This is a genomic window from Vibrio sinensis, assembly GCF_003605645.1.
Taxonomy (GTDB): Bacteria; Pseudomonadota; Gammaproteobacteria; order Enterobacterales; family Vibrionaceae; genus Vibrio; species Vibrio sinensis.
This window is the reverse complement of sequence record NZ_QVMU01000013.1, coordinates 1-25,213: the sequence shown is the minus strand read 5'-3', so window position 1 is coordinate 25,213 and position 25,213 is coordinate 1. Positions and strand designations below refer to the sequence as shown.

Genomic DNA, 25,213 nt, shown 5'->3' with positions numbered 1-25,213 from the left:
GAGAAGAATATGAACTTGGAACGTTCCGAACGTATCGAGATCCCCGTACTACCTCTAAGAGATGTAGTCGTTTACCCGCATATGGTAATTCCATTGTTTGTTGGTCGTGAGAAATCGATAGCTTGCCTTGAAGCTGCGATGGACAACAATAAGCAAGTGCTGCTTGTTGCCCAAAAACAAGCGGATACCGATGAACCTTCTAAAGATGATCTATTTGAAGTCGGTACGGTAGCGACGATCCTACAGCTACTGAAACTTCCTGATGGCACGGTTAAAGTATTAGTCGAAGGTCAACAGCGAGCAAAAATTCACGAGTTTATCGACAATGAGTTTTTCTTAGCTAATGCAGAATATTTGACGACGCCTGAACTTGATGAGCGCGAACAAGAAGTGATTGTTCGTAGTGCGATTAATCAGTTTGAAGGTTTTATTAAGCTAAACTCTAAGATCCCACCTGAAGTTCTAACTTCCTTGAATGGCATTGATGAAGCGGCGCGATTGGCTGATACCATCGCAGCGCATATGCCATTGAAACTGGCTGACAAGCAAGCCGTACTAGAAATTATTGATGTTGCAGAACGTCTTGAATTTCTAATGGGGCAAATGGAATCTGAAATCGACATCTTGCAAGTAGAGAAGCGTATTCGCACTCGTGTGAAAAAGCAGATGGAGAAATCCCAGCGCGAATATTATCTGAATGAGCAAATGAAAGCGATTCAGAAAGAGTTGGGTGAAACAGAAGATGGCATCGATGAATTTGAGACTCTTAAGAATAAGATCGAAGAGTCGAAAATGCCGCAAGAAGCTCGTGAAAAAACTGAGCAAGAACTGCAAAAACTCAAAATGATGTCACCAATGTCAGCAGAAGCGACCGTTGTTCGTGGCTACATTGATTGGATGTTAGGTGTCCCTTGGCACAAGCGTTCTAAAGTTAAGAAAAATCTAGCGAAAGCAGAAGAAACGCTTAACGAAGACCATTATGGTCTAGAGCGAGTCAAAGATCGCATTCTTGAGTACTTGGCGGTACAAAACCGTATCAACAAGCTTAAAGGGCCAATTCTATGTTTAGTCGGTCCTCCGGGTGTTGGTAAAACGTCACTAGGACGTTCGATTGCTTCGGCAACGGGTCGTCAATATGTTCGCATGGCGCTAGGTGGCGTTCGTGATGAAGCAGAAATTCGTGGCCACCGTCGTACATATATCGGTTCTATGCCAGGTAAGCTCATTCAGAAAATGTCTAAAGTCGGCGTTAAGAACCCTCTGTTCTTGCTAGACGAAATCGATAAGATGTCTTCTGATATGCGTGGCGACCCAGCTTCAGCTCTGCTTGAAGTACTAGACCCTGAGCAAAATAACGCGTTTAACGACCATTATTTAGAAGTCGATTATGACTTGTCAGATGTTATGTTCGTGGCAACATCGAACTCCATGAACATTCCAGGGCCTTTGCTGGACCGTATGGAAGTGATTCGTCTATCTGGTTATACCGAAGATGAAAAACTGAACATTGCCAAACGACACCTTGTTGATAAACAAGTAAAACGTAATGGTCTAAAGCCGCATGAAATTACAATCGAAGACTCGGCTATTATTGGCATTGTGCGTTATTACACGCGTGAAGCTGGTGTTCGAAGTTTAGAGCGTGAGATTTCAAAAATTTGTCGCAAGGCAGTTAAGAATATTCTGCTCGATAATTCATTGAAATCAGTTACTGTTTCTATGGATAACTTAAAAGAGTATCTAGGTGTTCAACGTTGCGATTACGGTAAAGCTGATGATAGCAATCGTATTGGACAAGTGACTGGCTTGGCATGGACGGAAGTCGGTGGGGATCTATTGACGATCGAAACCGAATCGATGCCAGGTAAAGGTAAGTTGATGCAAACGGGTTCTCTTGGCGATGTGATGCAGGAGTCAATTCAAGCTGCTATGACAGTCGTTCGTTCTCGAGCTGAAAAATTGGGTATTAACCCTGATTTTTACGAGAAACGTGATATTCACGTTCACGTACCAGAGGGCGCAACACCGAAAGATGGCCCAAGTGCTGGTATCGCAATGTGCACTGCGTTGGTTTCTAGCTTAACAGGTAACCCAGTTAAAGCTGAAGTTGCAATGACCGGTGAAATTACATTGCGTGGTGAAGTATTACCTATCGGTGGCTTGAAAGAAAAACTGCTTGCAGCTCATCGTGGTGGGATTAAAACGGTACTGATTCCAAAAGACAATGAACGTGATTTGGAAGAGATTCCAGACAATGTTATCGCGGATCTAAAGGTTATCCCGGTTCAGTGGATTGATGATGTACTGAAAGTCGCACTGGAGCGAGATCCATCAGGTATCGAACTCGCTACTGTAAAAGAGTGATGTGTAGCAAAAATAAGTAAAAGATTACGCTGATTAGTATAAAAAGGCTTGTCAGCGTTTTTTTTGGAAGCTAACTTTAGCCATTATAGCTCGAAGCCTTATTTTACGGGGCTTCAAGCTAGATTCAATCTTAATGGAACGAATAGTCACCACACAAAATAACAATGGGTGACGCAAAGGGGAATCTCAGTGAATAAAACACAATTAGTAGAACATATCGCAGAAAATGCAGATCTTTCTAAAGCATCAGCTGGCCGTGCTCTTGACGCTCTTATCGAAGCAGTAAGCGGTACGCTACAAGCGGGCGATCAAGTTGCTCTTGTTGGTTTTGGTACATTTAGCGTTCGCACTCGTGCAGCACGCACAGGTCGTAATCCAAAAACAGGCGAAGAAATCCAAATCGCAGAAGCAAAAGTACCTGCGTTTAAAGCAGGTAAAGCACTTAAAGATGCTTGTAACTAATTAGATAGAATTACAAAACTTGTAGTTTCATCGAACTTTTTGAAAATATGCGCATCATACTGATGCGCATTTCTTTTTCTGATATTATCGCGCTATTGATTATAATTTATTACGTACGTCGTATTATTGAAGTTTCTCTAATACGGTTCATACGCGGAGAGTAGTTTAAGTATGATGGATCGATTACGCGAAGGTGTTAACAGCATCGCGGTTAAAATTATCCTAGGCCTTATTATCCTATCTTTTGTTTTTGCCGGCGTAGGTAGCTACATTGTTGGTGGCAACGGTAACGCAGCAGCAAAAGTAGGCAATGTCGAGATCAGCCGTGGTGAGTTTGAGCAAGCTTACCAAAATGAACGCAATCGAATGCAAGCACAGCTAGGTGATTATTTCGCTAATCTATTAGCAGATCCTAGTTATGTTGAAACTTTCCGTAAATCAGTGTTAGACAGAATGGTCGACAATGTTTTACTAGAGCAGCACGCTCAAGAGCTTGGCCTACGAGTCAGTGATGCGCAAGTACGCTCTCTAATGCTTGAAATGCCACAGTTTCATAAAGATGGTCAGTTTGACTCAGAGATCTATCAATCGGCATTGCGTCGTGCTGGGTTCACACCAGAGAGCTTCGCAGAGTACTTACGCCGTGATTTAGTTCGTAACCAACTTTTATCAGCCGTTCAAGCGAGTGATTTCGTTCTCCCGAGTGAAGTGGAATCTCAAAGTGAATTGATCACACAAACTCGTGATATTCGTCGAGTGACTCTTTCTTTAGAGCAGTTTGCGAACCAAGTAGAACTATCAGATGCTGATATTGAAAACTACTATAAGCAAAATGCAGACCGCTATACACGTCCTGAGCAAGTGAAAGTTTCGTATATTGAGCTATCTGCTGCGCAGTTGAAAGACAGTATTGTCGTTACTGATGAACAAGCGAAAACATATTACCAAGCTCATTTGGATAAATACTCATCTGATGAACAACGTGAAGTTAGCCACATCTTAATTCAAGGTGATGACGAAGCAAAAGCGCAAGCAGTATTAGATGAATTGAATACAGGTGTTGATTTTGCCACTTTAGCACAAGAAAAATCGGATGATTTAGGTAGTGCTGAAGAGGGCGGTTCTCTAGGTTGGATCGAACGTGATGTAATGGATCCATCATTCGAAGAAGCGGCGTTTGCTTTGAAGAATGTTGGTGACGTCACCGGCTTAGTTAAATCTGATTTCGGCTACCACATCATCAAGCTTGACGGTTTAAAAGATTCAGTCGCTAAACCATATGAACAAGTTGCTGTTGAAATTAAGCAAGAGATCAAAGATCAAGAAGCTGTTGAGAAGTTCTATGAACTTCAAACAGAACTAGAAAAAGTGGCATTTGAATACCCTGATTCTTTAGATGATGCGGCAAATGCGATTGATGCGAAAATTCAAACAACGGATTTCATCTCTCAAGCTGACGCGCCTGAACTTTTGAAAATGCCGGCAGTCATGCAAGCTATTTTGACTCCAGAAGTGAAAGAAGACGGCTTAAACTCTGACGTTATTGAAGTTGCACCTGAGCATGTAATGGTTGTGCGTGTTGAAGATGCACGAGACGAAGCTGTACTTCCTCTCTCTGACGTTCGTGAGCAAGTGGTGACTCAACTTTCTAAAGTGAAAGGTGAACAGCAAGCACTTGAACTGGCAACAAGCCTAGTGAGCGAGCTAAAAGAAGGTAAACAAACGTTATTGCAAGAAAATGGTCTTTCATTTGGTGAGCAAGAAACGATTGATCGTTCATCTCCAATTGCAAACGTAGTTTTTGCGATGGCAAAACCGAAAGATGGCCAGCCACAGTTTGCACAAGCTAAAGATTTTAATGGTGATACTGTTGTTGTTGAGCTAACTGAAGTTAAAACAAGCGATGACTCTCAGTACGCAGAACAAATTTCGGCACAATTAGAAAACCTAAACGCGCAAGATAACTTAGCAGGAGTCATAGACATTCTGCGTAAGGAAGCGACGATTGAGTACTTTATTGTGAGCCAATAGGCGAACTTAGTGTAATTGATAATGATATGAAAACGGGCTGCTTTTGCAGCCCGTATTATTTTGAATAGATACCTCTGGCAGTTTCCCGAAATGTCGTTAGCGTGAGTAATGAAAGTTACTTAGCAGTGAGGGAAAAGATATGAATATTAAAGCGATACTCCTATCCGTACTATTCGCAATAGCGCTACCTTTTAGCAATATGGTTAACGCTGAAGAGCAAGCTCCAAATTCACAACATGAGGGGATTAAGGTTACAGTTAATGTTAATCAAGCCTCCCCGCAGGAAATTGCAGATTTACTTAAAGGTGTTGGCATTAAGAAAGCTCAAGCGATCGTAGACTATCGAAAAGAACATGGTCTGTTTGAAAAAGTAGAAGATTTAGCTAAGGTGACCGGAATCGGTGAGGCCACTGTAGCAAAGAACTACAGTCGGATTCAACTGAGTGACTAATGTTCGTCAAAATAATAAGTATGTGATCATGCTTGTTGATTAAAATCTTTGTTCACGCACTTACTCTGGTTGGCAAAAAGTATATGTGAGTGATACTCACATCGAATGTTTTCTAGTCAAGAGCGCTTTAGGCGCTCTTTTTTCGTTCGTTCAATGATTTCCTCACTAGCACCAAACGCAAATTCCCACTATAATTTTTCGCCTATAAGCGTCAGGTCACGACGATAAGAGTTTACAACCAACTTGGAGTTACACATGTCTTCTCATACACCAGTAGTTACTGTAGATGGGCCGAGTGGCGCGGGTAAAGGAACCTTATGCATGCGTCTAGCAAGCAAACTAGGGTTTCATTTACTAGATTCTGGTGCAATCTACCGAGTATTGGCATTAGCTGCTATTCATCATGGTGTTGAGCTTGATTCAGAAGAGTCGCTTGTTGCTTTGGCGACCCACTTAGACGTTCAATTTGTTGCTGAGGGTGAATTGGTTAAAGTTATCCTTGAAGGCGAAGATGTATCGAACGAGTTGCGTAAAGAAGTGACAGGAATGGCCGCTTCAAAAGTAGCGGCTTTGCCTCGTGTACGTGAAGCGTTACTACGACGTCAAAGAGCGTTTGCTGACGGTACGGGGTTGGTGGCTGATGGCCGCGATATGGGAACCGTTGTATTTCCTCAAGCGGAAGTGAAAATATTTCTAGATGCGAGTGCGCATGAGCGCGCTAATAGACGTCTTAAACAGTTGCAAGATAAAGGGTTAGATGTTAGATTTGCTGACCTTTTAAGCGAGATCCAAGAGCGTGACGATCGAGATCGTAACCGCCCAGTGGCACCATTACGCCCTGCAGAGGATGCGCTATTGCTAGATTCTACTACGATGAGTATCGACGAAGTGGTAGAAAAAGCACTACAATATATCGAATCTAAGCTAGTAGCTTAAGGCTGCTAGGTCAGAGCGTCGGTCGCAAGGATGATGACTGGCGAAGCTAATAACCCCATGCGGTAGGATACCCGTGGACGTTTAATTTATTGAAGATTAAATAAATGACTGAATCTTTTGCTCAACTCTTTGAAGAGTTTCTAAACGAGACTGAATTCCAACAAGGCAGCATCGTTAAAGGTACTGTAGTAGCTATCGAGAACGGTTTCGTTCTTGTTGACGCTGGTCTTAAGTCTGAGTCTGCAATCCCTGCAGAACAGTTCAAGAACGCTGCTGGCGAACTTGAAGTAGCTGTTGGCGACGAAGTAGACGTAGCTCTAGACGCTGTTGAAGATGGTTTCGGTGAAACTCAACTTTCTCGTGAGAAAGCGAAGCGTCACGAAGCTTGGATCGTTCTTGAGAAAGCTTGTGAAGAAGCTGAAACTGTTGTTGGTATCATCAACGGTAAAGTTAAAGGCGGTTTCACTGTTGAACTAAACGGTATCCGTGCTTTCCTTCCTGGTTCTCTAGTAGACGTGCGTCCAATCCGCGACACTGCTCACCTAGAAAACAAAGAGCTAGAGTTCAAAGTTATCAAACTTGACCAGAAGCGTAACAACGTAGTTGTATCTCGTCGCGCAGTTATCGAATCTGAAAGCAGCGTTGAGCGTGATGAACTTCTAGAAACTCTACAAGAAGGTTCTGAAGTTAAAGGTATCGTTAAGAACCTTACTGACTACGGTGCTTTCGTAGACCTAGGTGGTGTTGACGGTCTTCTACACATCACAGATATGGCTTGGAAACGTGTTAAACACCCATCTGAGATCGTAAATGTTGGTGATGAAATCCTAGTTAAAGTTCTTAAGTTCGATCGTGAGCGTACTCGCGTATCACTAGGTCTTAAGCAACTTGGCGAAGATCCATGGGTAGCAATTGCTAAGCGTTACCCAGAAGGTCACAAACTATCTGGTCGTGTTACTAACCTAACTGACTACGGCTGCTTCGTTGAAATCGAAGAAGGCGTTGAAGGTCTAGTACACGTTTCTGAAATGGATTGGACTAACAAGAACATCCACCCATCTAAAGTTGTTAATGTTGGCGACGAAGTTGAGGTTATGGTTCTTGAGATTGACGAAGAACGTCGTCGTATCTCTCTAGGTCTAAAACAGTGTAAAGCTAACCCATGGCAGTCATTCGCTGAAGCGCAAGCTAAAGGCGACAAAGTTACTGGTAAGATCAAGTCTATCACTGACTTCGGTATCTTCATCGGTCTAGAAGGCGGTATCGACGGTCTAGTTCACCTATCTGACATTTCTTGGAATGTTGCGGGCGAAGACGCTGTACGTGAGTACAAGAAAGGCGACGAGATCTCTGCAGTTGTTCTAGCAGTTGATGCTGAGCGTGAGCGCATCTCTCTAGGCGTTAAGCAAATGGAAAATGACCCATTCAATGCTTACGTTGCTGAGAAGAAGAAAGGCACTCTAGTAACTGGTACTGTTACAGCAGTAGACGCTAAAGGCGCAACTGTTGAGCTAGAAGAAGGCGTTGAAGGTTACATCCGCGCGTCTGAAGTAGCTCGTGACCGTGTAGAAGATGCATCTCTAATCCTAAGCGTTGGCGACAGCGTTGAAGCGAAGTTCACTGGTGTAGACCGTAAGAACCGCGTAATCAACCTATCTATCAAAGCTAAAGACGAAGCTGAAGAGCAAGAAGCAATGGCTACTCTAAACAAAGCTGACGAAGCTGCGTTTGGTAATGCTATGGCTGACGCTTTCAAAGCAGCAAAAGGCGAGTAATTTACTCCCATTTGTCAAAAAAAGGAGCCTTAGGGCTCCTTTTTTCTTTTTGTCTCTTTATGATGTACTCTAAGGTCTATAACCGAAGTATTAATATCAATTACTAATATTGCACCGAAAGAATATTGGCTCAGTCGAGTAAATTGAGCAAAATTTGACTAGAATATGTAGCAAGTGTTTGTTGGAATTGATATTACTTACTATAATCAGTGATAAATTACTCTATGAGGGAATCTATGACTAAGTCTGAATTGATTGAAAGACTCTGTGCTGAACAAACACACCTTTCAGCTAAAGAGATTGAAGACGCAGTGAAAGACATTCTTGAGCACATGGCTTCAACGCTTGAAGATGGTGATAGAATTGAAATTCGTGGTTTTGGCAGTTTCTCCTTACATTTCAGGGAGCCACGTGTAGGCCGAAATCCTAAAACCGGTGATAAAGTGGAATTGGAAGGTAAATACGTTCCTCACTTTAAACCAGGTAAAGAATTGCGTGAGCGTGTCAATATTGACTAATTGACACCATATGTTGTTATAGAAAGCGGTACACATCATGTGTGCCGCTTTTTTTATGAAAGGTTTCACTAAGATAACCATGGAGTGTTGTCTGATTTTACTGCATAATCTTAAGGTTAGATTTTCGATTAGGTAATGGATTATGAAAATTATAAAAATCGTTATAGTGCTCGCTTTGTTTTTAATAGCACTAGCACTAGGCTCACAAAACCAAGAAGTAGTGAACTTTAATTATTTATTGGCTCAAGGTGAATTCCACCTATCTACTTTACTGGGTGTGGTGTTCGTATTCGGTTTTGTTTTAGCTTGGCTTATCTTTGGTAGTTTGCACTTAAAATCTCAGCTTCAAGTTCGCAAGTTGAAGAAGCAATTAAAAAAATTATCACCTGAGTCAACTGAAATTAAGCCAAGTAAAGCGTAATTATAGATTTAGGTAGGCTTTTTACTCAATGCTAGAAATACTCTTCTTGTTGTTACCGATCGCTGCCGCATACGGTTGGTATATGGGTAATCGTAGCGCTCAGCAAGACAAGCAGAAACAATCAAATCAAATATCTCGTCAATACGTAACGGGCTTAAACCTGCTTCTTTCCGATCAATCTGATAAAGCTGTGGATCACTTTATCGAGCTGCTTCAGGTTGATGATGAAACAATCGATACCCATCTTGCTCTGGGTAATCTGTTTCGTTCTCGTGGAGAGGTGGATCGTGCTATTCGTATCCACCAAAATCTTATTTCTCGTTCTGGCCTCACCATCGATCAAAAAAATATCGCTTTGCAGCAATTGGCAAAGGACTACATGGCATCTGGGTTTTTGGACCGCGCAGAGAAAATATTTGAGCAGTTAGTTGATGAACCAGATCACCGTGAGCCCGCATTACGACAGTTAGTTGCAATTTATCAGCAAACTCGAGAATGGCATAAAGCCATTACTTATGCGTCGATGCTGGTGAAACTAGGCCGTAAACGAATGCGTAATAGCATCGCTCATTTTTGGTGTGAGCTTGCGATGCAAGAGAAAGCTGAGGGCAATAGCAATAAGGCCATCCAGTATTTTAAACGTGCGCTTTCAGAAGACCCCAAGTGTGTGCGAGCAAGTATCGCTTTGGGCAAGCTCTATTTAGAAATAGAAGATTACCAACATACCATCAAATATATGACGATGGTACTTGAGCAAGACCATGACTTTGTTAGTGAAGTTTTACCAACGCTTGCGGATTGTTATCATCACTTAGGTCAAGAAGATGAATTACTCGAATTTTTACGTCAATGTATTGCGAGTAAGTCAGGTGTATCTGCCGAACTTATGTTGGCTCAATTAGTGGCTCAACATGAAGGGTTTGGTGCCGCGCAAGAAATGCTGACACGACAACTGGTAAAAAATCCAACGATGAAAGGTTTCTATCGATTAATGGATTACCATTTGGCAGATGCAGAAGAGGGCCGAGCGAAAGCAAGCTTAGGAACATTGCAGAAGCTTGTTGGCGAACAGTTGAAAGTAAAACCTCATTTTCGTTGTAGAAAGTGCGGATTTTCGACTCATTCAATGTATTGGCACTGCCCATCCTGTAAAGGATGGGGAACGATCAAGCCTATTCGTGGGCTAGATGGTGAATAAAATTTTCAATGCAGTTGCTCTATTTTGAGCAACTGCATTTTTTTAAGTTGAAGTTAGTTAGGAGAAGAGATGATTGACCAAAAAGTCATCGTAGCATTGGATTATGATAATCAAGCGGACGCTTTCGCTTTTGTTGACCGTATTGATCCAAGTTCGTGCCGGTTAAAAGTAGGCAAGGAAATGTTTACTTTATTTGGTCCTGAATTTGTACGTGAGTTGCATAAACGCGGCTTCTCAGTGTTTTTAGATCTCAAATTCCATGACATCCCTAACACATGTTCTAAAGCAGTGAGAGCTGCGGCTGAAATGGGAGTATGGATGGTGAACGTACATGCAAGTGGTGGTGAACGCATGATGGCGGCGTCTCGTGAGATTCTTGAGCCATACGGCAAAGATCGTCCGTTATTAATTGGTGTTACTGTTCTGACAAGCATGGAGCAAAGTGACCTAGCGGGTATTGGTTTGAATATTGCCCCTCAAGAACAAGTGATTCGTTTGGCTTCTTTGGCGAAGCAATCGGGATTAGATGGTGTGGTATGTTCTGCCCAAGAATCTTCTATGTTAAAAGCTGAACTAGGCCGCGAGTTTAAGTTAGTGACGCCTGGTATTCGTCCTGTTGGTGCAGATGTAGGCGACCAAAAACGAATTATGACTCCGGTTGATGCGGTACAAGCTGGTTCAGATTACTTAGTTATTGGACGTCCGATCACCCAAGCAATTGATCCTGCTGCTGTGCTGGCAGAAATTAACGCCTCTTTACGCTAATAAGGTGTTAATTTTGCGTTGTTGCTAGAAATACAAAAAGTCCCAATAGGGACTTTTTTGTTTCTGGTGCTTACTTTTTTCAGTTCAGGCTTATTCGATGAAGTGTAGGTGGGTATTCATTCGCTCTAAGTTTCGAGCATAAAGGTATAAACAATAAAAAGGCCGCATTAAGCGACCTATTGAATGTTTAACGTTCAGATTACCATTTCTTTTTCTCACCAAACAGTGCGTCCATATCATCTTGGCGTTCATTTCTTTCCATCTGATTAAGTTCTTCAGCGCTTCGGCTTTGGCGACGTTTTTCCAACTCATCATGCATAGCTTGTAATTTTTGACGAGCAGCGATGGAATAAGCATCATTTTTTGTGCTTAATACGTCTAAGCCTTTACGCAAAAGTTGAAGTGCTGTACCAGGTTGGTTACGCACCATGGCATCGTTTGCACGCTTAATCACATTCTCAATATTGATTCTTAGTTGAATCGTTTCTAGACGTGCATTCTCTGCAACATAAGCCTGTGTTTCGAAACGGCCTTTATTATGTTCACTTCGAATAGTATCGCGTAATCGTTTCACTAATTTCAGCATGACAATTGCTTGTTTGTCGTTACTTGGAACTTTGAATGTAGAAGCTTCTTTTTCGTTAAAGTTCTCGTGTAGCTGTGTGATTTGTTGTTCAGTATGCTCTAAGCGCTGAGATAGTTGTTTATTTTTACTGTCCAACTCGGACATGTTTTGTAGCGCATCGAGAATGCGAGTGTTTAGGCAAATCAATAAGTCTTTGCTATATGGCATGTGGTGAGCATGGCCGATCAGTTCCTCGGTGGCGTCAATAATGGTTAGGTAACGGGCACTTTCTTGCTTTCTAGCCGTTTCCGCCTTTACCTTATATTGCAGCATGATGTTGTAGCCGAGTACCAATACCAGCAGGATGGCAACTAATGCAATGATTAACCCGATATTCATAAATTCCGTATCTTATGTTTTTGTTTTTTGGCTAGCCCTCAAGGATACACATTCCTTGCTATCAAGGCATCAACTATTCAAGCATTTATCAGCATGTTATCTCAGGCATATCGCTTTGTAAGCTCAACACTCGCATGAGCATGCTGCTTAGAGATTATTACAGCCTAGAGGGGACATTAGTATCTTACTTGATGATGAAATACTGAATAATGAGTCATTGGTTGCAAAATCACCAGTTTGGTTCTTTTAAAAGCGAAATAATAAAAAGCAAATTCGTGATTCGACTATCAATTTCATTCAAGAGACGTTATAACTAAATCGTATACCAAAGCTTCTCTAGGTTATTTAGGTAGATAAGCTCTCTTCTTAGCCACAGATTAAAGTGGTTATCGAACGGTAAGTAAACGCATCGTAAAAGGATAACGAGGTCGCGAATGAAGTTACAACAGTTGAAGTACATTGTTGAAGTGCTTAACCACAACCTGAATGTATCCGCTACTGCGGAGAGCTTATACACATCTCAACCCGGTATTAGTAAGCAAGTGCGTTTACTTGAAGATGAGCTAGGCATTCAAATATTTGAGCGTAGTGGTAAGCATTTAACGCAAGTGACGACCGCAGGTGAAGATATCATCCGCATTTCTCAAGAGATTTTGGCTCGAGTCGAAAGTATCAAAGCGGTGGCCGGTGAGCACACACACCCTGAAATGGGTACGTTGAACATCTCGACGACGCATACACAGGCGCGTTACGCACTACCTGATGTTATTAAAGGTTTTACTTCTCGCTATCCGAAAGTGTCATTGCATATGCATCAAGGCACGCCATCTCAAATGTCTGAAGCTATTGCTAAAGGAACCGCAAACTTTGCTATCGCAACAGAAGCACTTCATTTGTATCAAGATGCTATCATGTTGCCTTGTTATCATTGGAATCGCTCTATTGTTGTCCCGAAAGAGCACCCTTTAGCACAAAAAAAGCATATCACGATACAAGACTTAGCAACGTATCCATTAGTGACTTACGTTTTTGGTTTTACCGGACGTTCAGAGTTGGATACGGCTTTTAATAAAGAGGGTCTAACTCCTCGAGTTGTATTTACCGCGACAGATGCAGATGTGATTAAAACATACGTAAGAATGGGAATTGGTGTAGGCGTCATCGCTAGCATGGCTATTGATAGTGATCAAGATGCTGATTTGGTTGCCATTGACGCTAGCCATTTATTTGGAGCAAGTACGACAAGTATTGGTTTCCGACGTGGTACGTTTTTACGCTCTTATATGTTTGACTTTATGGAACGGTTTGCTCCTCATTTAACACGTCCAGTTGTTGAGCAAGCGTTATCATTAAAATCGAACGTAGAAATCAACGAAATGTTTAAAGATATCGAGTTGCCAGTCCGTTAGTAGACTTTTAAATTAATATGCTTCCCTCTAAAATACGTCCTCTAGAACGATTTTCCCTAGAGGGAAGCATGCAAGGCCTATTTCAATCTCTCGATAGCTATCTTATTACTCACCAAGAATTTTGGCGTTTTGAACCTTTTTTCGCCTGTCGTTTTTCAAATCTGCCATGGCAAGAGCAACATCCGCAATTGTGTTTGTGGCTGACATCATTAACAGATCAACAAGTTGAACAGTATCAAACTGACCTTCCTGCATTGGCTAATGCCGTTCGCTCTTATATTCCTAACTTACCGCAATTGTTAGCACTTAATCATTTAGAGCGCGTAGAGCTAAAAGGTTTACCACTAGAAAGAGGGATTGATAGCGGCATTCCCGGGCGAAAGCTTGCTCAGATCGTAGCAATGGGAGAAGTAGCACTTGAGCAGCATGCCGGAAGCGAATGGTTAGAGTGGTGTTCAGGGAAAGGGTTTTTAGGACGAATACTTGCTCATAATAGTCAGCAAACAGTCACAAGCTTCGAGTACCAACAAAGCCTATGTGACTCAGGACAACAAGAAGCAAATAAACAGCATTTGCCTATGCGCTTTGTTCAAGGTGATGCACTAAGCCCCAGTGCCCTCGATGTTTTGAATTCGAATCAACATGCTGTCGCTTTGCATGCTTGTGGTGATCTGCATGTTTCTTTAATTGAAAAAGGGGTTGAGAGATCTCTACCAGCATTTACTATTTCGCCGTGTTGCTACCATCTAATTCAAGCGGAGACTTATCAAGCTCTTTCCAAACCAGCGCAAGCATCACAACTTCATTTAACGAAATCTGAATTGCGCATACCGCTACAAGAATTAGTTACTGGTGGGGAGAGGGTGCGTCGACATCGAATGTTGGAGATGAGCTATCGTCTTGGTTTTGATGCTTTATTGACAGATTGTTTCGGTTTTGAGCATTACCAGCCTATTCCAAGTATCAAGAAATCTCAATTGGCAGAGGGTTTTGAGTCATTTTGTTATTGGGCTGCTCAATTAAAAGGTATTGCTCTGACCCCATGTGACTTTGATAAGTTTTACCATTTGGGCCAACAGAGATATTGGAAAATGGAGCGGCTAAGCCTTATTCAACAGCTCTTCCGTCGTAGTTTGGAGTTATGGTTGGTATTAGACAAAGTACTTTACCTTCAACAACATGGTTACGATGTATCCATCAGTGAATTTTGCGCTCGAGAGGTAACGCCAAGAAATATTTTGATTAAAGCAAAAAAAATGCGACCTTAAGTTTTGTTGCTTTAATGTTAAAACTTGCTTCCATTTTATTTGGCTTATTGGTAATAATGATAGCTGTGCACAAGAAGAGCACAAAATATAACTATCAAAATATGAAATAACACAACAAACCAATACAAACCAAAGTTACTACTGCTTAAATCAAGGAGTTAAGATGAAAGCACGCAAAGTCATAGCCACCGCCGTTCTCGCGAGTGCAACCTTACTTTCTTCACCAAGTATCATGGCAAAAACCGCCAAAATTGCCGTCTCTCAAATTGTAGAGCACCCAGCGTTAGATGCGACTCGCCAAGGGCTATTGGATGGCCTAAAAGCGAGAGGGTATGAAGAGGGAAAAAACTTAGAGTTTGATTATAAAACTGCTCAAGGAAACCCAGCTATCGCCGTTCAAATCGCACGCCAATATGTAGGTGAAAGACCTGACGTGTTGGTCGGTATTGCGACACCTACGGCCCAAGCATTAGTCTCTGCTACACGTGATATTCCTGTCGTATTTACCGCCGTCACAGATCCTGTTGGCGCTAAATTGGTTAAAACATTGGAGCAGCCAGGGAAAAACGTCACAGGTCTTTCCGATCTCTCTCCCGTTGCTCAGCATGTGCAACTAATCAAAGAGATTATGCCCAATGTGAAGTCGATTGGTGTGGTATTCAATCCCGGTGAAGCGAATGCGGTGACCCTAGTTGAGCTGTTAAAAGAAAGTGCTGCAGCGCAAGGGATTGAAGTTGTCGAAGCGACGGCATTGAAGAGTGCTGATGTGAAATCGGCTACTCAGGCAATAGCGGCTAAATCGGATGTGTTATACGCACCGACTGATAATACGGTAGCGAGCGCAATTGAGGGAATGATTGTTGCGGCAAATCAAGCGAAGACACCGGTTTTGGGTGGCGCAACGTCTTATGTTGAAAAAGGTGCAATCGCTAGCCTAGGTTTTGATTACTACCAGGTTGGCGTACAAACAGCTGAGTATGTAGCAGCGATCATCGAGGGTGCTAAACCTGGCACATTAGATGTGAAAGTCGCAAAAGGTTCGGATTTAGTAGTAAATACTTCTGCTGCAGAAAAGTTAGGTCTGACTATTCCTCAGTCTGTGCTTGATCGAGCAACGAGCGTGAAATAACAATCAGTAAAGATGGGTAGCATTTGCTGCCCATTTTTACATAAGCAGAAAAGGAGTTGTTATGTCTGCTTTTGCATTTTTTGGCGCGCTTGAAATTGGCCTGTTATACGGATTGGTTGCTCTTGGTGTTTATCTTACCTTTCGTGTTCTCGATTTTCCTGATTTAAGCGTTGATGGTAGTTTCCCAATGGGAGCCGCGGTCGCTGCGACGGCGATTGTTGCTGGCATTAATCCATGGCTTGCGACTTTTATGGCGATCATTGCCGGTGCTGCAACGGGGTGGGTGACCGCTTTTCTTGCTGTGCGCTGTGGTATTTTGCATTTATTAGCGTCCATTTTAACCATGATCGCCGCGTTTTCGATTAACATCCGTATTATGGGAAGACCGAATGTTGCATTACTGGGTGAAGAAACCATTCTGACTCCATTTGAGGCGCTAGCGGACTCTATGTATGTCAGACCATTAGTGGTGGGTATTCTAGTTTTAATATCCGCATGGTTTGTCGTTCGCTTGCTCAATAGCGATTTCGGCTTAGGCTTAAGAGCAACGGGTGTGAATGCCCGAATGGTTTCAGCTCAAGGGGCTAGTACCAGTTTTTATACATACTTTGGCCTTGCGCTATCCAATGGGTTTGTTGGCTTTGCCGGAGCTTTGTTTGCTCAAACAAACAGCTTTGCAGATGTTACTTCCGGAGTTGGTACTATTGTGGTCGGTCTCGCCGCGGTGATTCTAGGTCAAACGCTCATTTCAGGAAGAAAGATCTGGGTGGCCGTAGTGGCCGTCATTGTCGGTTCTGTTTTATATCGGTTAGCCGTAGCGTTCGCACTAAGTACGGGTATGTTTGGTTTACAAGCCTCTGATTTGAACCTTGTTACGGCTGTTTTGGTCGCCGTTGCGTTAATAGCACCAAAGATAAAAAGCAGTCGAAAAGCAAAGAAGCGCGGCCAGGCCTTATCGAAAAATTCATCTTCTAACCCAGACAAAGAGTCAGGAGGTGCACTATGATTCGTTTGGAAGATATTCAAGTCACTTTTAATCCTGGTACCGTTCTAGAAAACCGAGCATTACGAGGTGTAAATCTTGAAGTGCCAGAACATCAGTTCTTAACTGTAATTGGTTCGAATGGGGCGGGTAAGTCGACCTTGTTAGGAGCAGTAACGGGAGAAACGCCGATGGTTGGTGGGCGGGTCATTATTGATGAATCTGATGTTACCCGACAAACGGTCGATCAAAGAGCAATGCAATGCGCGCGAGTTTTTCAAGACCCTCTTGCGGGAACATGTGGAGCTTTGACTATCGAAGAAAACATGGCGTTGGCGTATATGCGAGGAAAACGTCGAGGTTGGAGCCTTTCATTATCAACTAAGCGAAGAAAACTGTTTCAAGAGCGAATTAGTATTCTAGGGCTTGGGCTAGAAGATCGTTTGAGTGACAACATCGGTTTATTGTCAGGAGGTCAACGTCAAGCAGTAAGCTTAGTGATGGCGACATTGTCAGACAGTAAGTTATTACTTTTAGATGAACATACCGCCGCACTGGATCCTAGAATGGCAGCATTCATTATTGATCTGACGAAAACGGTAATCAGCGAGTTTAACTTAACGGTCATGATGGTGACGCATTCAATGAAAGACGCATTAGCATGTGGGGATCGGACCGTAATGCTTCATCAGGGTGAAATTGTATTGGATGTCGCTGGTGAGCAAAGAGCGAATATGCAAGTGCCTGACTTGCTGGAAATGTTCTCTAAGGTTCGCGGTGAAGAATTAGCAGACGATAGTTTGCTACTTAACTAATCTGGGTTCAGGTTTACTTGTACTCAGCTAGATAAGTATATTGGCGATATCAAAACCGAAAAGGCTAAAATAATAAACCCATCATTGCGATTGGCATGATGGGTTTTTCTTTATTATTCTAATTGAGTTTAGGATCTTATAGGACGTAAAGGCTGTCACGGTAGTGCTTGATACGTTCAACGATAGGCTCCGCTTTGTTAAATGTGCGGATTTCACGGAACAAATCAGCGGCCTCGGGATATTGCTGACGTAGGTAGGCAAACCACTGTTTTACGCGGTTAGGGTAGTATAAACCTTTGTCACCTTTCATCTCATATTGAGAATACACTAACATCAACTCAACCACTTCAGACCATGGCATGACATTGGCGTTGTGCTTGACCACATTACCAAGGTTAGGAACATTGAATGCGCCGCGACATACCATTAGCGAATCAACCCCTGTGGTATCGATACAAGCTTGTCCATCGGCGTAGTTCCAAATTTCACCATTTGCGATTAGTGGAATGGTACTGCGTTGGCGAATCTGATTAATGTAATCCCATTTGATTTCGCTCGCTTTATAGCCGCCGCTCTTTGTTCGAGCATGGACGGTTAACTCATTCGCGCCCGCTTGTTCAATGGCATCAACAATTTCAAAGCAATCATCTGGATTTTCCCAGCCTAAACGAATCTTAGCTGTTACTGGAATTGAAGAATCGACAGCGTTGCGACAGGCTCTAACCACATCGTGAATTAGCTCAGGGTGTTGTAGCAGTGCCGCTCCACCTTTGCTTTTGTTTACTAATTTTGCTGGGCAGCCAAAATTAAGGTCGATACCTTTCGCTCCTAATTCCGCAGCGACTACAGCATTTTCCGCCATCCAGATAGGGTCTTGCCCAAGCAATTGAATGTGGACAGGCACACCCGATTTGGTTTGTGAACCTTGGTCTAACTCAGGACAAAGACGCTTAAATACATGCTCTGGCAGTTTTTGATCGACCACACGCACGAATTCGGTGACACACAAATCGTAGTCATTGATGTCAGTTAAAATCTCACGCATTAGGTGATCTAAAACGCCCTCCATAGGGCCCAAAACAACTCGCATACAAAAACGCCTCCAGTTAGGGAGGCGTGATTCTAATGATTTACTCGTGGGAAGTCACTTTTTAGTGGTTTTATCTTGAATCGGCCTCAGGTTCAGGAGCGGCTGCGTTATTTGCCCCATCAGTAATTTTTATCATGCCAGTTAAAGGCGCATACTTCATAAGTGGCATTCGTTCATGAAGATCAAATCCGGTTGTGTAATGGTAAGTACACTCATTGCTGGTGTTATACCAAGCGACGATATCGGTATCTGAGGGTAAAATCGTCCCAGTGGTGTTCATATCTCGGATAGTGAGATCAACATCCATAAGCGCGTGCCACAATTCTACGCATTCCTGACCACTCACTGGATGCTGAGGGTTTGGTGCTCCATCGACAGAAATGGGAAATCCCGCTTCTGAGGGATAAACATCGCCTTGACCATAGCCTACAGAGTGAGTGGAATCCGGCTCACCCTCAACTAACCATTTATTATGAAATAGACCAACAGCAGTTTTAAAACTAGCAAAGGCAGCATCGGCACGAGATAGGTTAGCATCGCGTTGGTAACTGAAATATTTAGGTATTGCGACAACCGAGAGGGTGGCAATAATCACGATAGTTACCACTAGTTCTATGAGAGTAAACCCACGACTCTTACTTATTTTCATATCTCGCTCGCATTTTTGTGTAAAACAATGTAACGCGCAGATAATGCTCTAAAAACGATCAATTTTAAAGTTAAATAAGTTAAAAAATATCATTCACTTAGGAGATGGCCTTAATCATGTGTGTATTGAAGTGGTGGTTTATGTGAGGGTTTATTTGGCTTCAATGATAAAAGTCTAGAAAATAGGTATTCTTCGGCTGTATTGATCTACCGTGACCCTAGCGCATTAGCGAGGTATAATTGTGATTCCTTTCCCATCAAAATTGAAGTCCACATGAAATACCAATTAGCCTCACTTGCAAATATCGACTGCCACGAATCTCCAATGTTTATCGAAGGAGTAGTCTTGGCGGCCAACATGGCGACGAAACCGTTACAGCCAGAGGCTTGGTTAGATCAAGTGTTTGGTGAGAAAGCCAATGTATTGAATAGCGTAATTGTGGGACAAATAAACCATCAATTTAGCTACTTAAAATGCAATGAATATTCACTGCTATCTCTAATTGAACAAAGTGAAGAGGCAGATGCGCTGTCTGATTTTGCGCAAGGTTTTATGATGCTTTGGCCGACTATCGAAGAGCAATGGCTTGAAGCGAATATTAATGATGGCACACTGCGTATGCTGCAAGCGATGCTCACGACATTTATGCTGGCTATTGATGAAAAAGAAACGCAAGCACAAATGATTTCTGTCGGTATTGAGACTCCGCCAAGTTTGACAGATTTTATCGATCAACTCGACTTAATGATTGGCGAAGTAGCTCAAGCAGCTGACGAAGCGATGGTGGGAGCAAAAGCGCAAAGTGTAAACCCATTTAAAGATATTGGTCGTAATGATATTTGTAGTTGTGGTAGCGGTAAAAAGTTTAAACAGTGCTGTGGTAAGTAGTACCAATAAAAGAGTGCGAACAAAACTGACATTACTCGGTCAAATAATCGTACACGGCAAATTATAACTATATACCCGTCCTACTTGGAGTTGCAGCATCGTTGACAGGCACTCACATAGTTCATCTATGTTCAGAGGCTTTGTTCGCTTGTCGCTTAGCTGCATCGTCAAGTTGTTTGGGTATAGTCAGCCTATTGATAATCAAGCAGAGATAATGCTTTAGTTACTTTAAGGTTTTTCGAATTAAGCAGGGTGAGTAATAATGAAAAAGCTTCTAATGCTTTTGTTAGTGAGTTCGTCAGTTTTGGCGGCCCCAAAAGATGTTTTGAATGAGCGTCTACAACGCACTGATGGTTTCAGTGCTGATTTTTCTCAAGAAGTGACGAGTCCAGAGGGCGATGTGGTTATGGAAGGGGAAGGTAGTGTTGATATTGCACGTCCTAGTCTTTTTCGTTGGACGACCACTACACCAGACGAAAATGTCTTAGTTTCTGATGGCAAAAGTTTGTGGTACTACAGCCCATTTATTGAGCAAGTGAGTATTTATTGGCAAGAGCAAGCAACAGCACAAACACCATTTGTCTTGTTGACCCGAAATCGTGCGAGTGACTGGGACAATTATAACGTGACCCAGAAAGGGGATGTTTTTACCTTAACGCCGACTGCTGTTGATAGTAACCAAGGACAATTCAAGCTTGAGATTAACGCTAAAGGTGCTGTTCAAGGTTTCAGTGTGATTGAGCAAGATGGACAAACCAGTGCTTTTTCATTTAACAACATTACATTGGCAAAACCCAATGCAGATCGCTTCACTTTTACGATTCCTAAAGGTGTTGAGGTCGATGACCAAAGGAATTAAGAGTGAGTAATTTCTCATTTGATTTCTCTGGGGATGAAGATTTCCGTCCCCTTGCTGCGAGAATGCGCCCACAAACGTTGGATCAATATATTGGTCAGCAACATATTCTCGGTGTGGGTAAGCCTCTGCGCCGAGCATTAGAGGCGGGGCATGTCCACTCAATGATTTTGTGGGGGCCGCCGGGTACAGGCAAAACAACGCTGGCTGAAGTTGCGGCGAATTATGCGAATGCTGAAGTGGAAAGAGTTTCAGCAGTGACATCGGGTGTGAAAGAAATTCGAGCGGCAATAGAGCGCGCTCGTGAAAACAAGCTTGCCGGTCGTCGCACGATTCTATTTGTAGATGAAGTCCATCGTTTTAATAAGTCACAGCAAGACGCTTTTTTGCCACACATTGAAGATGGTACGGTAACGTTTATTGGTGCGACAACAGAAAATCCGTCATTTGAATTAAACAACGCACTATTATCCCGGGCTCGAGTCTATAAGTTAACTTCGCTTGCTACAGAAGATATCCGTTTGGCTGTTGAGCAAGCAATTCACGATACGGAACGAGGTTTAGGGGATATCCCAGCTCAGTTTCTTGATAACGTATTAGACCGCTTAGCTGAGATGGTTAATGGTGACGCTCGAATGTCACTGAACTATCTTGAGCTCTTATACGACATGGCTCAAGAAAATGAACAAGGTGAGAAGGTGGTTGGTTTGCAGCTTCTTGCTGAAGTTGCTGGAGAGAAAGTATCGCGTTTTGATAATAAAGGTGATATTTGGTACGACTTGATTTCAGCGGTACATAAGTCGATTCGCGGTTCTAATCCTGATGCGGCCTTATATTGGTCGGCAAGAATGATCAGTGCAGGGTGTGATCCTCTTTATATTGCTCGTCGTTTGCTGGCGATTGCTTCAGAAGATGTAGGAAATGCAGACCCTAGAGCAATGCAAGTTGCGATCTCGGCTTGGGATTGTTTTACTCGACTTGGTCCTGCAGAGGGAAATCGGGCAATTGCTCAAGCGGTTGTTTACTTAGCCTGTGCACCGAAAAGTAATGCGGTGTACACCGCTTGGGCACAAGCTTTGAATGATGCACATAACTTACCTGAATATGAAGTGCCACATCATCTGCGTAATGCACCAACAACATTAATGAAAGATCTCGGTTACGGAGAGGGGTATCGATACGCGCACGATGAACCGGGAGCGTATGCCGCAGGTGAGCAATATTTGCCTCCAGAAATGAGTGGAACTCGATACTATAATCCGACTAATCGTGGTCTTGAGACCAAAATTGGCGAAAAGTTAGATTACTTGGCTAATTTAGACGCAAATAGCCGACAAAAGCGCTATGAAAAGTAGGCTTTTTTGGATACATTTATTTGGTTAAATTATTAAACGCGTATGTTTGGAATGTGCGCGTATTTTCACTACTCAAAGCATAGGATTAACAATGCTGGATTCTAAATTACTTCGTACAGAGCTGGATGAAACAGCTGCTAAACTGGCACGTCGCGGCTTTAAGCTAGACGTAGAGACAATCCGTACCCTTGAAGAACAACGCAAGTCGATTCAAGTCGAAGTTGAAAATTTACAATCCACGCGTAACTCCATCTCCAAGCAAATCGGCCAGAAAATGGCAGAGGGAGATAAAGAGGGTGCTGAAGAGATTAAAAAGCAAATCGGTACACTAGGTAGTGATCTTGAAGCGAAAAAAGTTGAACTTGACGCTGTAATGGCTCAACTAGACGATATTACGCTATCTCTACCAAACATCCCTTGTGATGAAGTGCCTGATGGTAAAGATGAAAATGACAACGTTGAAATTTCTCGTTGGGGTGAGCCAAAAGCTTACAACTTCGAACTAAAAGATCACGTTGATCTAGGTGAAATGGCTGACGGCTTAGATTTCGCAAGCGCAGTAAAAATTACGGGTGCTCGTTTCATCGTAATGAAAGGTCAATTTGCTCGTCTACACCGTGCAATCGCTCAGTTCATGCTAGATCTTCATACAGAAAAGCACGGTTATACAGAAATGTACGTGCCTTACCTAGTGAACTCAGACAGCTTGTTTGGTACAGGTCAGTTGCCAAAATTTGGTAAAGATCTATTCCATACTGAACCGCTAACAGAAAAAGTGAACGACGAAGAACCGCGTAAACTTTCTCTAATCCCAACAGCGGAAGTACCGGTTACAAACTTAATGCGTGATACGATTTCTGATGAATCAGATCTACCGCTTAAGATGACAGCACACACGCCATGTTTCCGTTCAGAAGCGGGCTCTTACGGTCGAGATACTCGTGGTCTTATCCGTATGCACCAGTTCGATAAAGTTGAATTGGTACAAATTACTAAACCAGAAGATTCAATGGCTGCTCTAGAAGAACTAACGGGTCACGCTGAGAAAGTTCTACAACTTCTAGAGCTTCCTTACCGTAAAGTGGTTCTATGTACTGGTGACATGGGCTTCGGTTCTCGTAAAACTTACGATTTGGAAGTGTGGGTTCCTGCTCAAGAAACTTACCGTGAAATCTCTTCTTGTTCAAACATGTGGGATTTCCAAGCACGTCGTATGCAAGCTCGTTTCCGTCGTAAAGGCGAGAAAAAACCGGAACTTGTGCACACACTAAATGGTTCTGGTCTAGCAGTAGGTCGTACTATGGTTGCTATTCTTGAGAACAACCAAGAAGCGGATGGCCGTATTGCGGTTCCAGCAGTATTGCAACCGTACATGAATGGTGCAACGTACATTGGTTAACACGAATATGAGTTAATTAACATCCGATTGTTAGTTAATATAAAAAGCTGGCTCATGAGCCAGCTTTTTTTATATCTGAGGTTTGTTATTTTGTCTTACTTTCCCCAGAGGATGATGCATCTTAATGGGCAAAATTAACCGAATTATTGAATGTAAATCGTGAATACGAATGATTAAAGATAGAGAATAATTGAGGGTAGATTTTGGCTTTTAGAGTATAATCTATGCATTCTTATTGTATGAGAATCGAATTTTCGCTCATCTCGCGTTCGCTTTCTCAAACTGGCATCATCCGATCGCATCCATCGATGCTTTGCTACGCCCGTTATTTCTAACGAATCCACTCATAAAACTATAACGAGTATCTATTTTGAATTCAGAACGTAAAGCCGTTGTGATACTGGTTTCTGCGACCGTTCTTTCTGCATTTGGTTGGATTTTTTCCAAAGAAGCGATCCAAGGGTTACCACCTTTTGGTTTTGTTGGCCTAAGATTTACCATTGCTTCTTTGTGTCTATTGCCGTTTTGCTATAAATCACTTCGCCGTGCCAGTTGGCATGATATCCGCTCTGCTGCCATGGTCGGTTGTCTATTGGCGATGGCGTTGATGAGTTGGATACATGCGATATCCATCAGTGAAACCTTGGGTGAGGGGGCATTTATTCTTAGCTTATCAATGCTAATGGTGCCGTTCGTCGCGTGGATATTATTCAAGCAAAAACCCAAGCGTATTTTTTGGCTTTCTTTGCCGATAGCTTTTGCCGGTTTGGCATTCTTATCGCTCAAAGATGGTTGGCAAGGTTCAACTAGTCAGTTTTGGTTCTTACTTAACGCTATTATGTTAGCGCTGTATTTCAATGTGAATAGCAAGTATTCGCAGACATTACCAATCATGTTGTTAACCTGTATTCAGCTATTTGTTACCGGTTTAATTGGCTTAACAGCGAGTGCGCTTTTTGAAACAGTTCCTGTTTCGGTTGAACCGTCTATCTGGGGATGGTTCTTTGCAAGTACTATTTTGGCAACGGCGATGCGCTATGCGATGCAGACGATGGCTCAAAAGCAGATCAATCCGGGTAATGCTGCTTTGATTATGATTCTCGAACCAGTATGGACTGTGTTTTTAAGTGTAATTTGGTACGGTGAAGAACTGTCTACGAATAAACTTATAGGTTGCGGTTTAATTCTGTTTTCTTTGATCCTTTATCGAACGGATGGAAAATTTACCTCTTTATTCCACCGCCGCTCAACTAAGTAGCGAGCTTGGGTAGTTATATTGGGTAGCTATAGGGTTTAATCGCTGCGATTGATTCAGATGGTGCAAAAAAGCCGACGTAAACGTTAATGCTGATCGTTTTAAATAATTGAACGATCCTGAGCAGGGTTCATAATCGGTCTCAACATAGTTGAGGCCGATTTTTTTATGTCTGAGTTTTCTAAAGAGTTACAGATTACCGCTGAGTTTTGCCAAGAACATCATCTCAATGC

At 42.6% G+C, this 25,213-nt stretch carries 23 protein-coding genes; 20 read left to right on the top strand and 3 right to left on the bottom strand.

Annotation, left to right across the window (positions count from 1 at the left end; all coding sequences use genetic code 11):
* The first annotated feature begins 9 nt into the window (after positions 1-9).
* The 10 genes from lon to pyrF all read left to right on the top strand — a co-directional run bounded on the left by lon (position 10) and on the right by pyrF (position 10,921).
* The gene (gene lon, locus DZ860_RS13955; RefSeq protein WP_120032293.1) at positions 10-2,364 is read left to right on the top strand and encodes an endopeptidase La; all 2,355 of its coding nucleotides are present in this window, start codon (positions 10-12) and stop codon (positions 2,362-2,364) included.
* A gap of 189 nt (positions 2,365-2,553) precedes the next feature.
* Positions 2,554-2,826, top strand: coding sequence for a non-specific DNA-binding protein Hbs (gene hbs / locus DZ860_RS13950; RefSeq protein ID WP_120032291.1), 273 nt, complete (start codon positions 2,554-2,556; stop codon positions 2,824-2,826).
* A gap of 171 nt (positions 2,827-2,997) precedes the next feature.
* The gene (gene ppiD, locus DZ860_RS13945) at positions 2,998-4,857 is read left to right on the top strand and encodes a peptidylprolyl isomerase (RefSeq protein ID WP_120032289.1); all 1,860 of its coding nucleotides are present in this window, start codon (positions 2,998-3,000) and stop codon (positions 4,855-4,857) included.
* A 139-nt stretch (positions 4,858-4,996) separates the two neighbouring features.
* Entirely contained in the window at positions 4,997-5,308 is a 312-nt protein-coding gene (locus DZ860_RS13940) for a ComEA family DNA-binding protein (protein ID WP_120032287.1), read from the top strand.
* 255 nt (positions 5,309-5,563) lie between these two features.
* Positions 5,564-6,244, top strand: coding sequence for a (d)CMP kinase (gene cmk, locus DZ860_RS13935; RefSeq protein WP_120032285.1), 681 nt, complete (start codon positions 5,564-5,566; stop codon positions 6,242-6,244).
* 104 nt (positions 6,245-6,348) lie between these two features.
* Positions 6,349-8,019 (top strand): 30S ribosomal protein S1, encoded by a 1,671-nt coding sequence (rpsA, locus tag DZ860_RS13930; protein ID WP_120032283.1) that lies wholly within the window; start codon positions 6,349-6,351, stop codon positions 8,017-8,019.
* A 236-nt stretch (positions 8,020-8,255) separates the two neighbouring features.
* Positions 8,256-8,537: an integration host factor subunit beta gene (gene ihfB, locus DZ860_RS13925; protein ID WP_120032281.1), complete on the top strand. Its 282-nt coding sequence runs from the start codon at positions 8,256-8,258 to the stop codon at positions 8,535-8,537.
* A 142-nt stretch (positions 8,538-8,679) separates the two neighbouring features.
* Positions 8,680-8,958, top strand: a complete 279-nt coding sequence (locus DZ860_RS13920) for a LapA family protein (RefSeq protein ID WP_120032279.1) — start codon at positions 8,680-8,682, stop codon at positions 8,956-8,958.
* A gap of 28 nt (positions 8,959-8,986) precedes the next feature.
* Complete coding sequence (gene lapB / locus DZ860_RS13915; RefSeq protein WP_120032278.1) at positions 8,987-10,156, top strand: lipopolysaccharide assembly protein LapB; 1,170 nt, start codon at positions 8,987-8,989, stop codon at positions 10,154-10,156.
* A gap of 69 nt (positions 10,157-10,225) precedes the next feature.
* Positions 10,226-10,921 (top strand): orotidine-5'-phosphate decarboxylase, encoded by a 696-nt coding sequence (pyrF, locus tag DZ860_RS13910; RefSeq protein ID WP_120032276.1) that lies wholly within the window; start codon positions 10,226-10,228, stop codon positions 10,919-10,921.
* A 199-nt stretch (positions 10,922-11,120) separates the two neighbouring features.
* Here pyrF and DZ860_RS13905 read toward each other — a convergent pair whose 3' ends face one another.
* On the bottom strand, positions 11,121-11,885 hold the full coding sequence (locus DZ860_RS13905) for a DNA repair protein (RefSeq protein WP_120032274.1): 765 nt from the start codon (positions 11,883-11,885) through the stop codon (positions 11,121-11,123).
* Positions 11,886-12,319: 434 nt separating this feature from the next.
* On the opposite strand from DZ860_RS13905, the gene cysB reads away from it, so the two are divergent.
* From cysB to DZ860_RS13880, 5 genes are all read left to right on the top strand, one after another.
* Positions 12,320-13,294, top strand: a complete 975-nt coding sequence (cysB, locus tag DZ860_RS13900; RefSeq protein WP_120032272.1) for an HTH-type transcriptional regulator CysB — start codon at positions 12,320-12,322, stop codon at positions 13,292-13,294.
* A gap of 68 nt (positions 13,295-13,362) precedes the next feature.
* Entirely contained in the window at positions 13,363-14,562 is a 1,200-nt protein-coding gene (locus tag DZ860_RS13895) for a methyltransferase (protein WP_120032271.1), read from the top strand.
* Positions 14,563-14,725: 163 nt separating this feature from the next.
* Entirely contained in the window at positions 14,726-15,691 is a 966-nt protein-coding gene (locus tag DZ860_RS13890) for an ABC transporter substrate-binding protein (protein WP_120032269.1), read from the top strand.
* A gap of 61 nt (positions 15,692-15,752) precedes the next feature.
* Positions 15,753-16,697 (top strand): ABC transporter permease, encoded by a 945-nt coding sequence (locus DZ860_RS13885; protein WP_243641859.1) that lies wholly within the window; start codon positions 15,753-15,755, stop codon positions 16,695-16,697.
* Positions 16,694-17,488 carry an ABC transporter ATP-binding protein gene (locus DZ860_RS13880; protein ID WP_120032267.1) on the top strand — a complete coding sequence of 265 codons (795 nt, stop codon included), beginning with the start codon at positions 16,694-16,696 and terminating at the stop codon, positions 17,486-17,488. The genes DZ860_RS13885 and DZ860_RS13880 overlap by 4 nt, the downstream gene beginning before the upstream one ends.
* A gap of 136 nt (positions 17,489-17,624) precedes the next feature.
* Here DZ860_RS13880 and dusC read toward each other — a convergent pair whose 3' ends face one another.
* Positions 17,625-18,578 carry a tRNA dihydrouridine(16) synthase DusC gene (dusC, locus tag DZ860_RS13875; protein ID WP_120032265.1) on the bottom strand — a complete coding sequence of 318 codons (954 nt, stop codon included), beginning with the start codon at positions 18,576-18,578 and terminating at the stop codon, positions 17,625-17,627.
* A gap of 70 nt (positions 18,579-18,648) precedes the next feature.
* The gene (locus tag DZ860_RS13870; RefSeq protein WP_120032263.1) at positions 18,649-19,227 is read right to left on the bottom strand and encodes a type IV pilin protein; all 579 of its coding nucleotides are present in this window, start codon (positions 19,225-19,227) and stop codon (positions 18,649-18,651) included.
* 273 nt (positions 19,228-19,500) lie between these two features.
* Here DZ860_RS13870 and DZ860_RS13865 point away from each other — a divergent pair, with 273 nt between their 5' ends.
* The 5 genes from DZ860_RS13865 to DZ860_RS13845 all read left to right on the top strand — a co-directional run bounded on the left by DZ860_RS13865 (position 19,501) and on the right by DZ860_RS13845 (position 24,983).
* Positions 19,501-20,115: an SEC-C metal-binding domain-containing protein gene (locus DZ860_RS13865; RefSeq protein ID WP_120032261.1), complete on the top strand. Its 615-nt coding sequence runs from the start codon at positions 19,501-19,503 to the stop codon at positions 20,113-20,115.
* A gap of 262 nt (positions 20,116-20,377) precedes the next feature.
* Positions 20,378-20,974: an outer membrane lipoprotein periplasmic chaperone LolA gene (gene lolA, locus DZ860_RS13860; RefSeq protein ID WP_120032259.1), complete on the top strand. Its 597-nt coding sequence runs from the start codon at positions 20,378-20,380 to the stop codon at positions 20,972-20,974.
* Positions 20,975-20,976: 2 nt separating this feature from the next.
* Complete coding sequence (locus DZ860_RS13855; protein WP_120032257.1) at positions 20,977-22,326, top strand: replication-associated recombination protein A; 1,350 nt, start codon at positions 20,977-20,979, stop codon at positions 22,324-22,326.
* Between the two features lie 91 nt (positions 22,327-22,417).
* Positions 22,418-23,725 (top strand): serine--tRNA ligase, encoded by a 1,308-nt coding sequence (serS, locus tag DZ860_RS13850; protein ID WP_120032255.1) that lies wholly within the window; start codon positions 22,418-22,420, stop codon positions 23,723-23,725.
* A gap of 370 nt (positions 23,726-24,095) precedes the next feature.
* Positions 24,096-24,983, top strand: coding sequence for a DMT family transporter (locus DZ860_RS13845; RefSeq protein ID WP_120032253.1), 888 nt, complete (start codon positions 24,096-24,098; stop codon positions 24,981-24,983).
* The last annotated feature ends 230 nt before the right edge of the window (positions 24,984-25,213 follow it).

Excerpts from the sequence above, each read along its gene's own strand:
- lon (WP_120032293.1), top strand. The coding sequence starts at position 10 with ATGAACTTGGAACGTTCCGAACGTATCGAGATCCCCGTACTACCTCTA.
- ppiD (WP_120032289.1), top strand. The coding sequence starts at position 2,998 with ATGATGGATCGATTACGCGAAGGTGTTAACAGCATCGCGGTTAAAATT.
- DZ860_RS13940 (WP_120032287.1), top strand. The coding sequence starts at position 4,997 with ATGAATATTAAAGCGATACTCCTATCCGTACTATTCGCAATAGCGCTA.
- cmk (WP_120032285.1), top strand. The coding sequence starts at position 5,564 with ATGTCTTCTCATACACCAGTAGTTACTGTAGATGGGCCGAGTGGCGCG.
- rpsA (WP_120032283.1), top strand. The coding sequence starts at position 6,349 with ATGACTGAATCTTTTGCTCAACTCTTTGAAGAGTTTCTAAACGAGACT.
- ihfB (WP_120032281.1), top strand. The coding sequence starts at position 8,256 with ATGACTAAGTCTGAATTGATTGAAAGACTCTGTGCTGAACAAACACAC.
- DZ860_RS13920 (WP_120032279.1), top strand. The coding sequence starts at position 8,680 with ATGAAAATTATAAAAATCGTTATAGTGCTCGCTTTGTTTTTAATAGCA.
- lapB (WP_120032278.1), top strand. The coding sequence starts at position 8,987 with ATGCTAGAAATACTCTTCTTGTTGTTACCGATCGCTGCCGCATACGGT.
- pyrF (WP_120032276.1), top strand. The coding sequence starts at position 10,226 with ATGATTGACCAAAAAGTCATCGTAGCATTGGATTATGATAATCAAGCG.
- DZ860_RS13905 (WP_120032274.1), bottom strand. The coding sequence starts at position 11,885 with ATGAATATCGGGTTAATCATTGCATTAGTTGCCATCCTGCTGGTATTG.
- cysB (WP_120032272.1), top strand. The coding sequence starts at position 12,320 with ATGAAGTTACAACAGTTGAAGTACATTGTTGAAGTGCTTAACCACAAC.
- DZ860_RS13895 (WP_120032271.1), top strand. The coding sequence starts at position 13,363 with ATGCAAGGCCTATTTCAATCTCTCGATAGCTATCTTATTACTCACCAA.
- DZ860_RS13890 (WP_120032269.1), top strand. The coding sequence starts at position 14,726 with ATGAAAGCACGCAAAGTCATAGCCACCGCCGTTCTCGCGAGTGCAACC.
- DZ860_RS13885 (WP_243641859.1), top strand. The coding sequence starts at position 15,753 with ATGTCTGCTTTTGCATTTTTTGGCGCGCTTGAAATTGGCCTGTTATAC.
- DZ860_RS13880 (WP_120032267.1), top strand. The coding sequence starts at position 16,694 with ATGATTCGTTTGGAAGATATTCAAGTCACTTTTAATCCTGGTACCGTT.
- dusC (WP_120032265.1), bottom strand. The coding sequence starts at position 18,578 with ATGCGAGTTGTTTTGGGCCCTATGGAGGGCGTTTTAGATCACCTAATG.
- DZ860_RS13870 (WP_120032263.1), bottom strand. The coding sequence starts at position 19,227 with ATGAAAATAAGTAAGAGTCGTGGGTTTACTCTCATAGAACTAGTGGTA.
- DZ860_RS13865 (WP_120032261.1), top strand. The coding sequence starts at position 19,501 with ATGAAATACCAATTAGCCTCACTTGCAAATATCGACTGCCACGAATCT.
- lolA (WP_120032259.1), top strand. The coding sequence starts at position 20,378 with ATGAAAAAGCTTCTAATGCTTTTGTTAGTGAGTTCGTCAGTTTTGGCG.
- serS (WP_120032255.1), top strand. The coding sequence starts at position 22,418 with ATGCTGGATTCTAAATTACTTCGTACAGAGCTGGATGAAACAGCTGCT.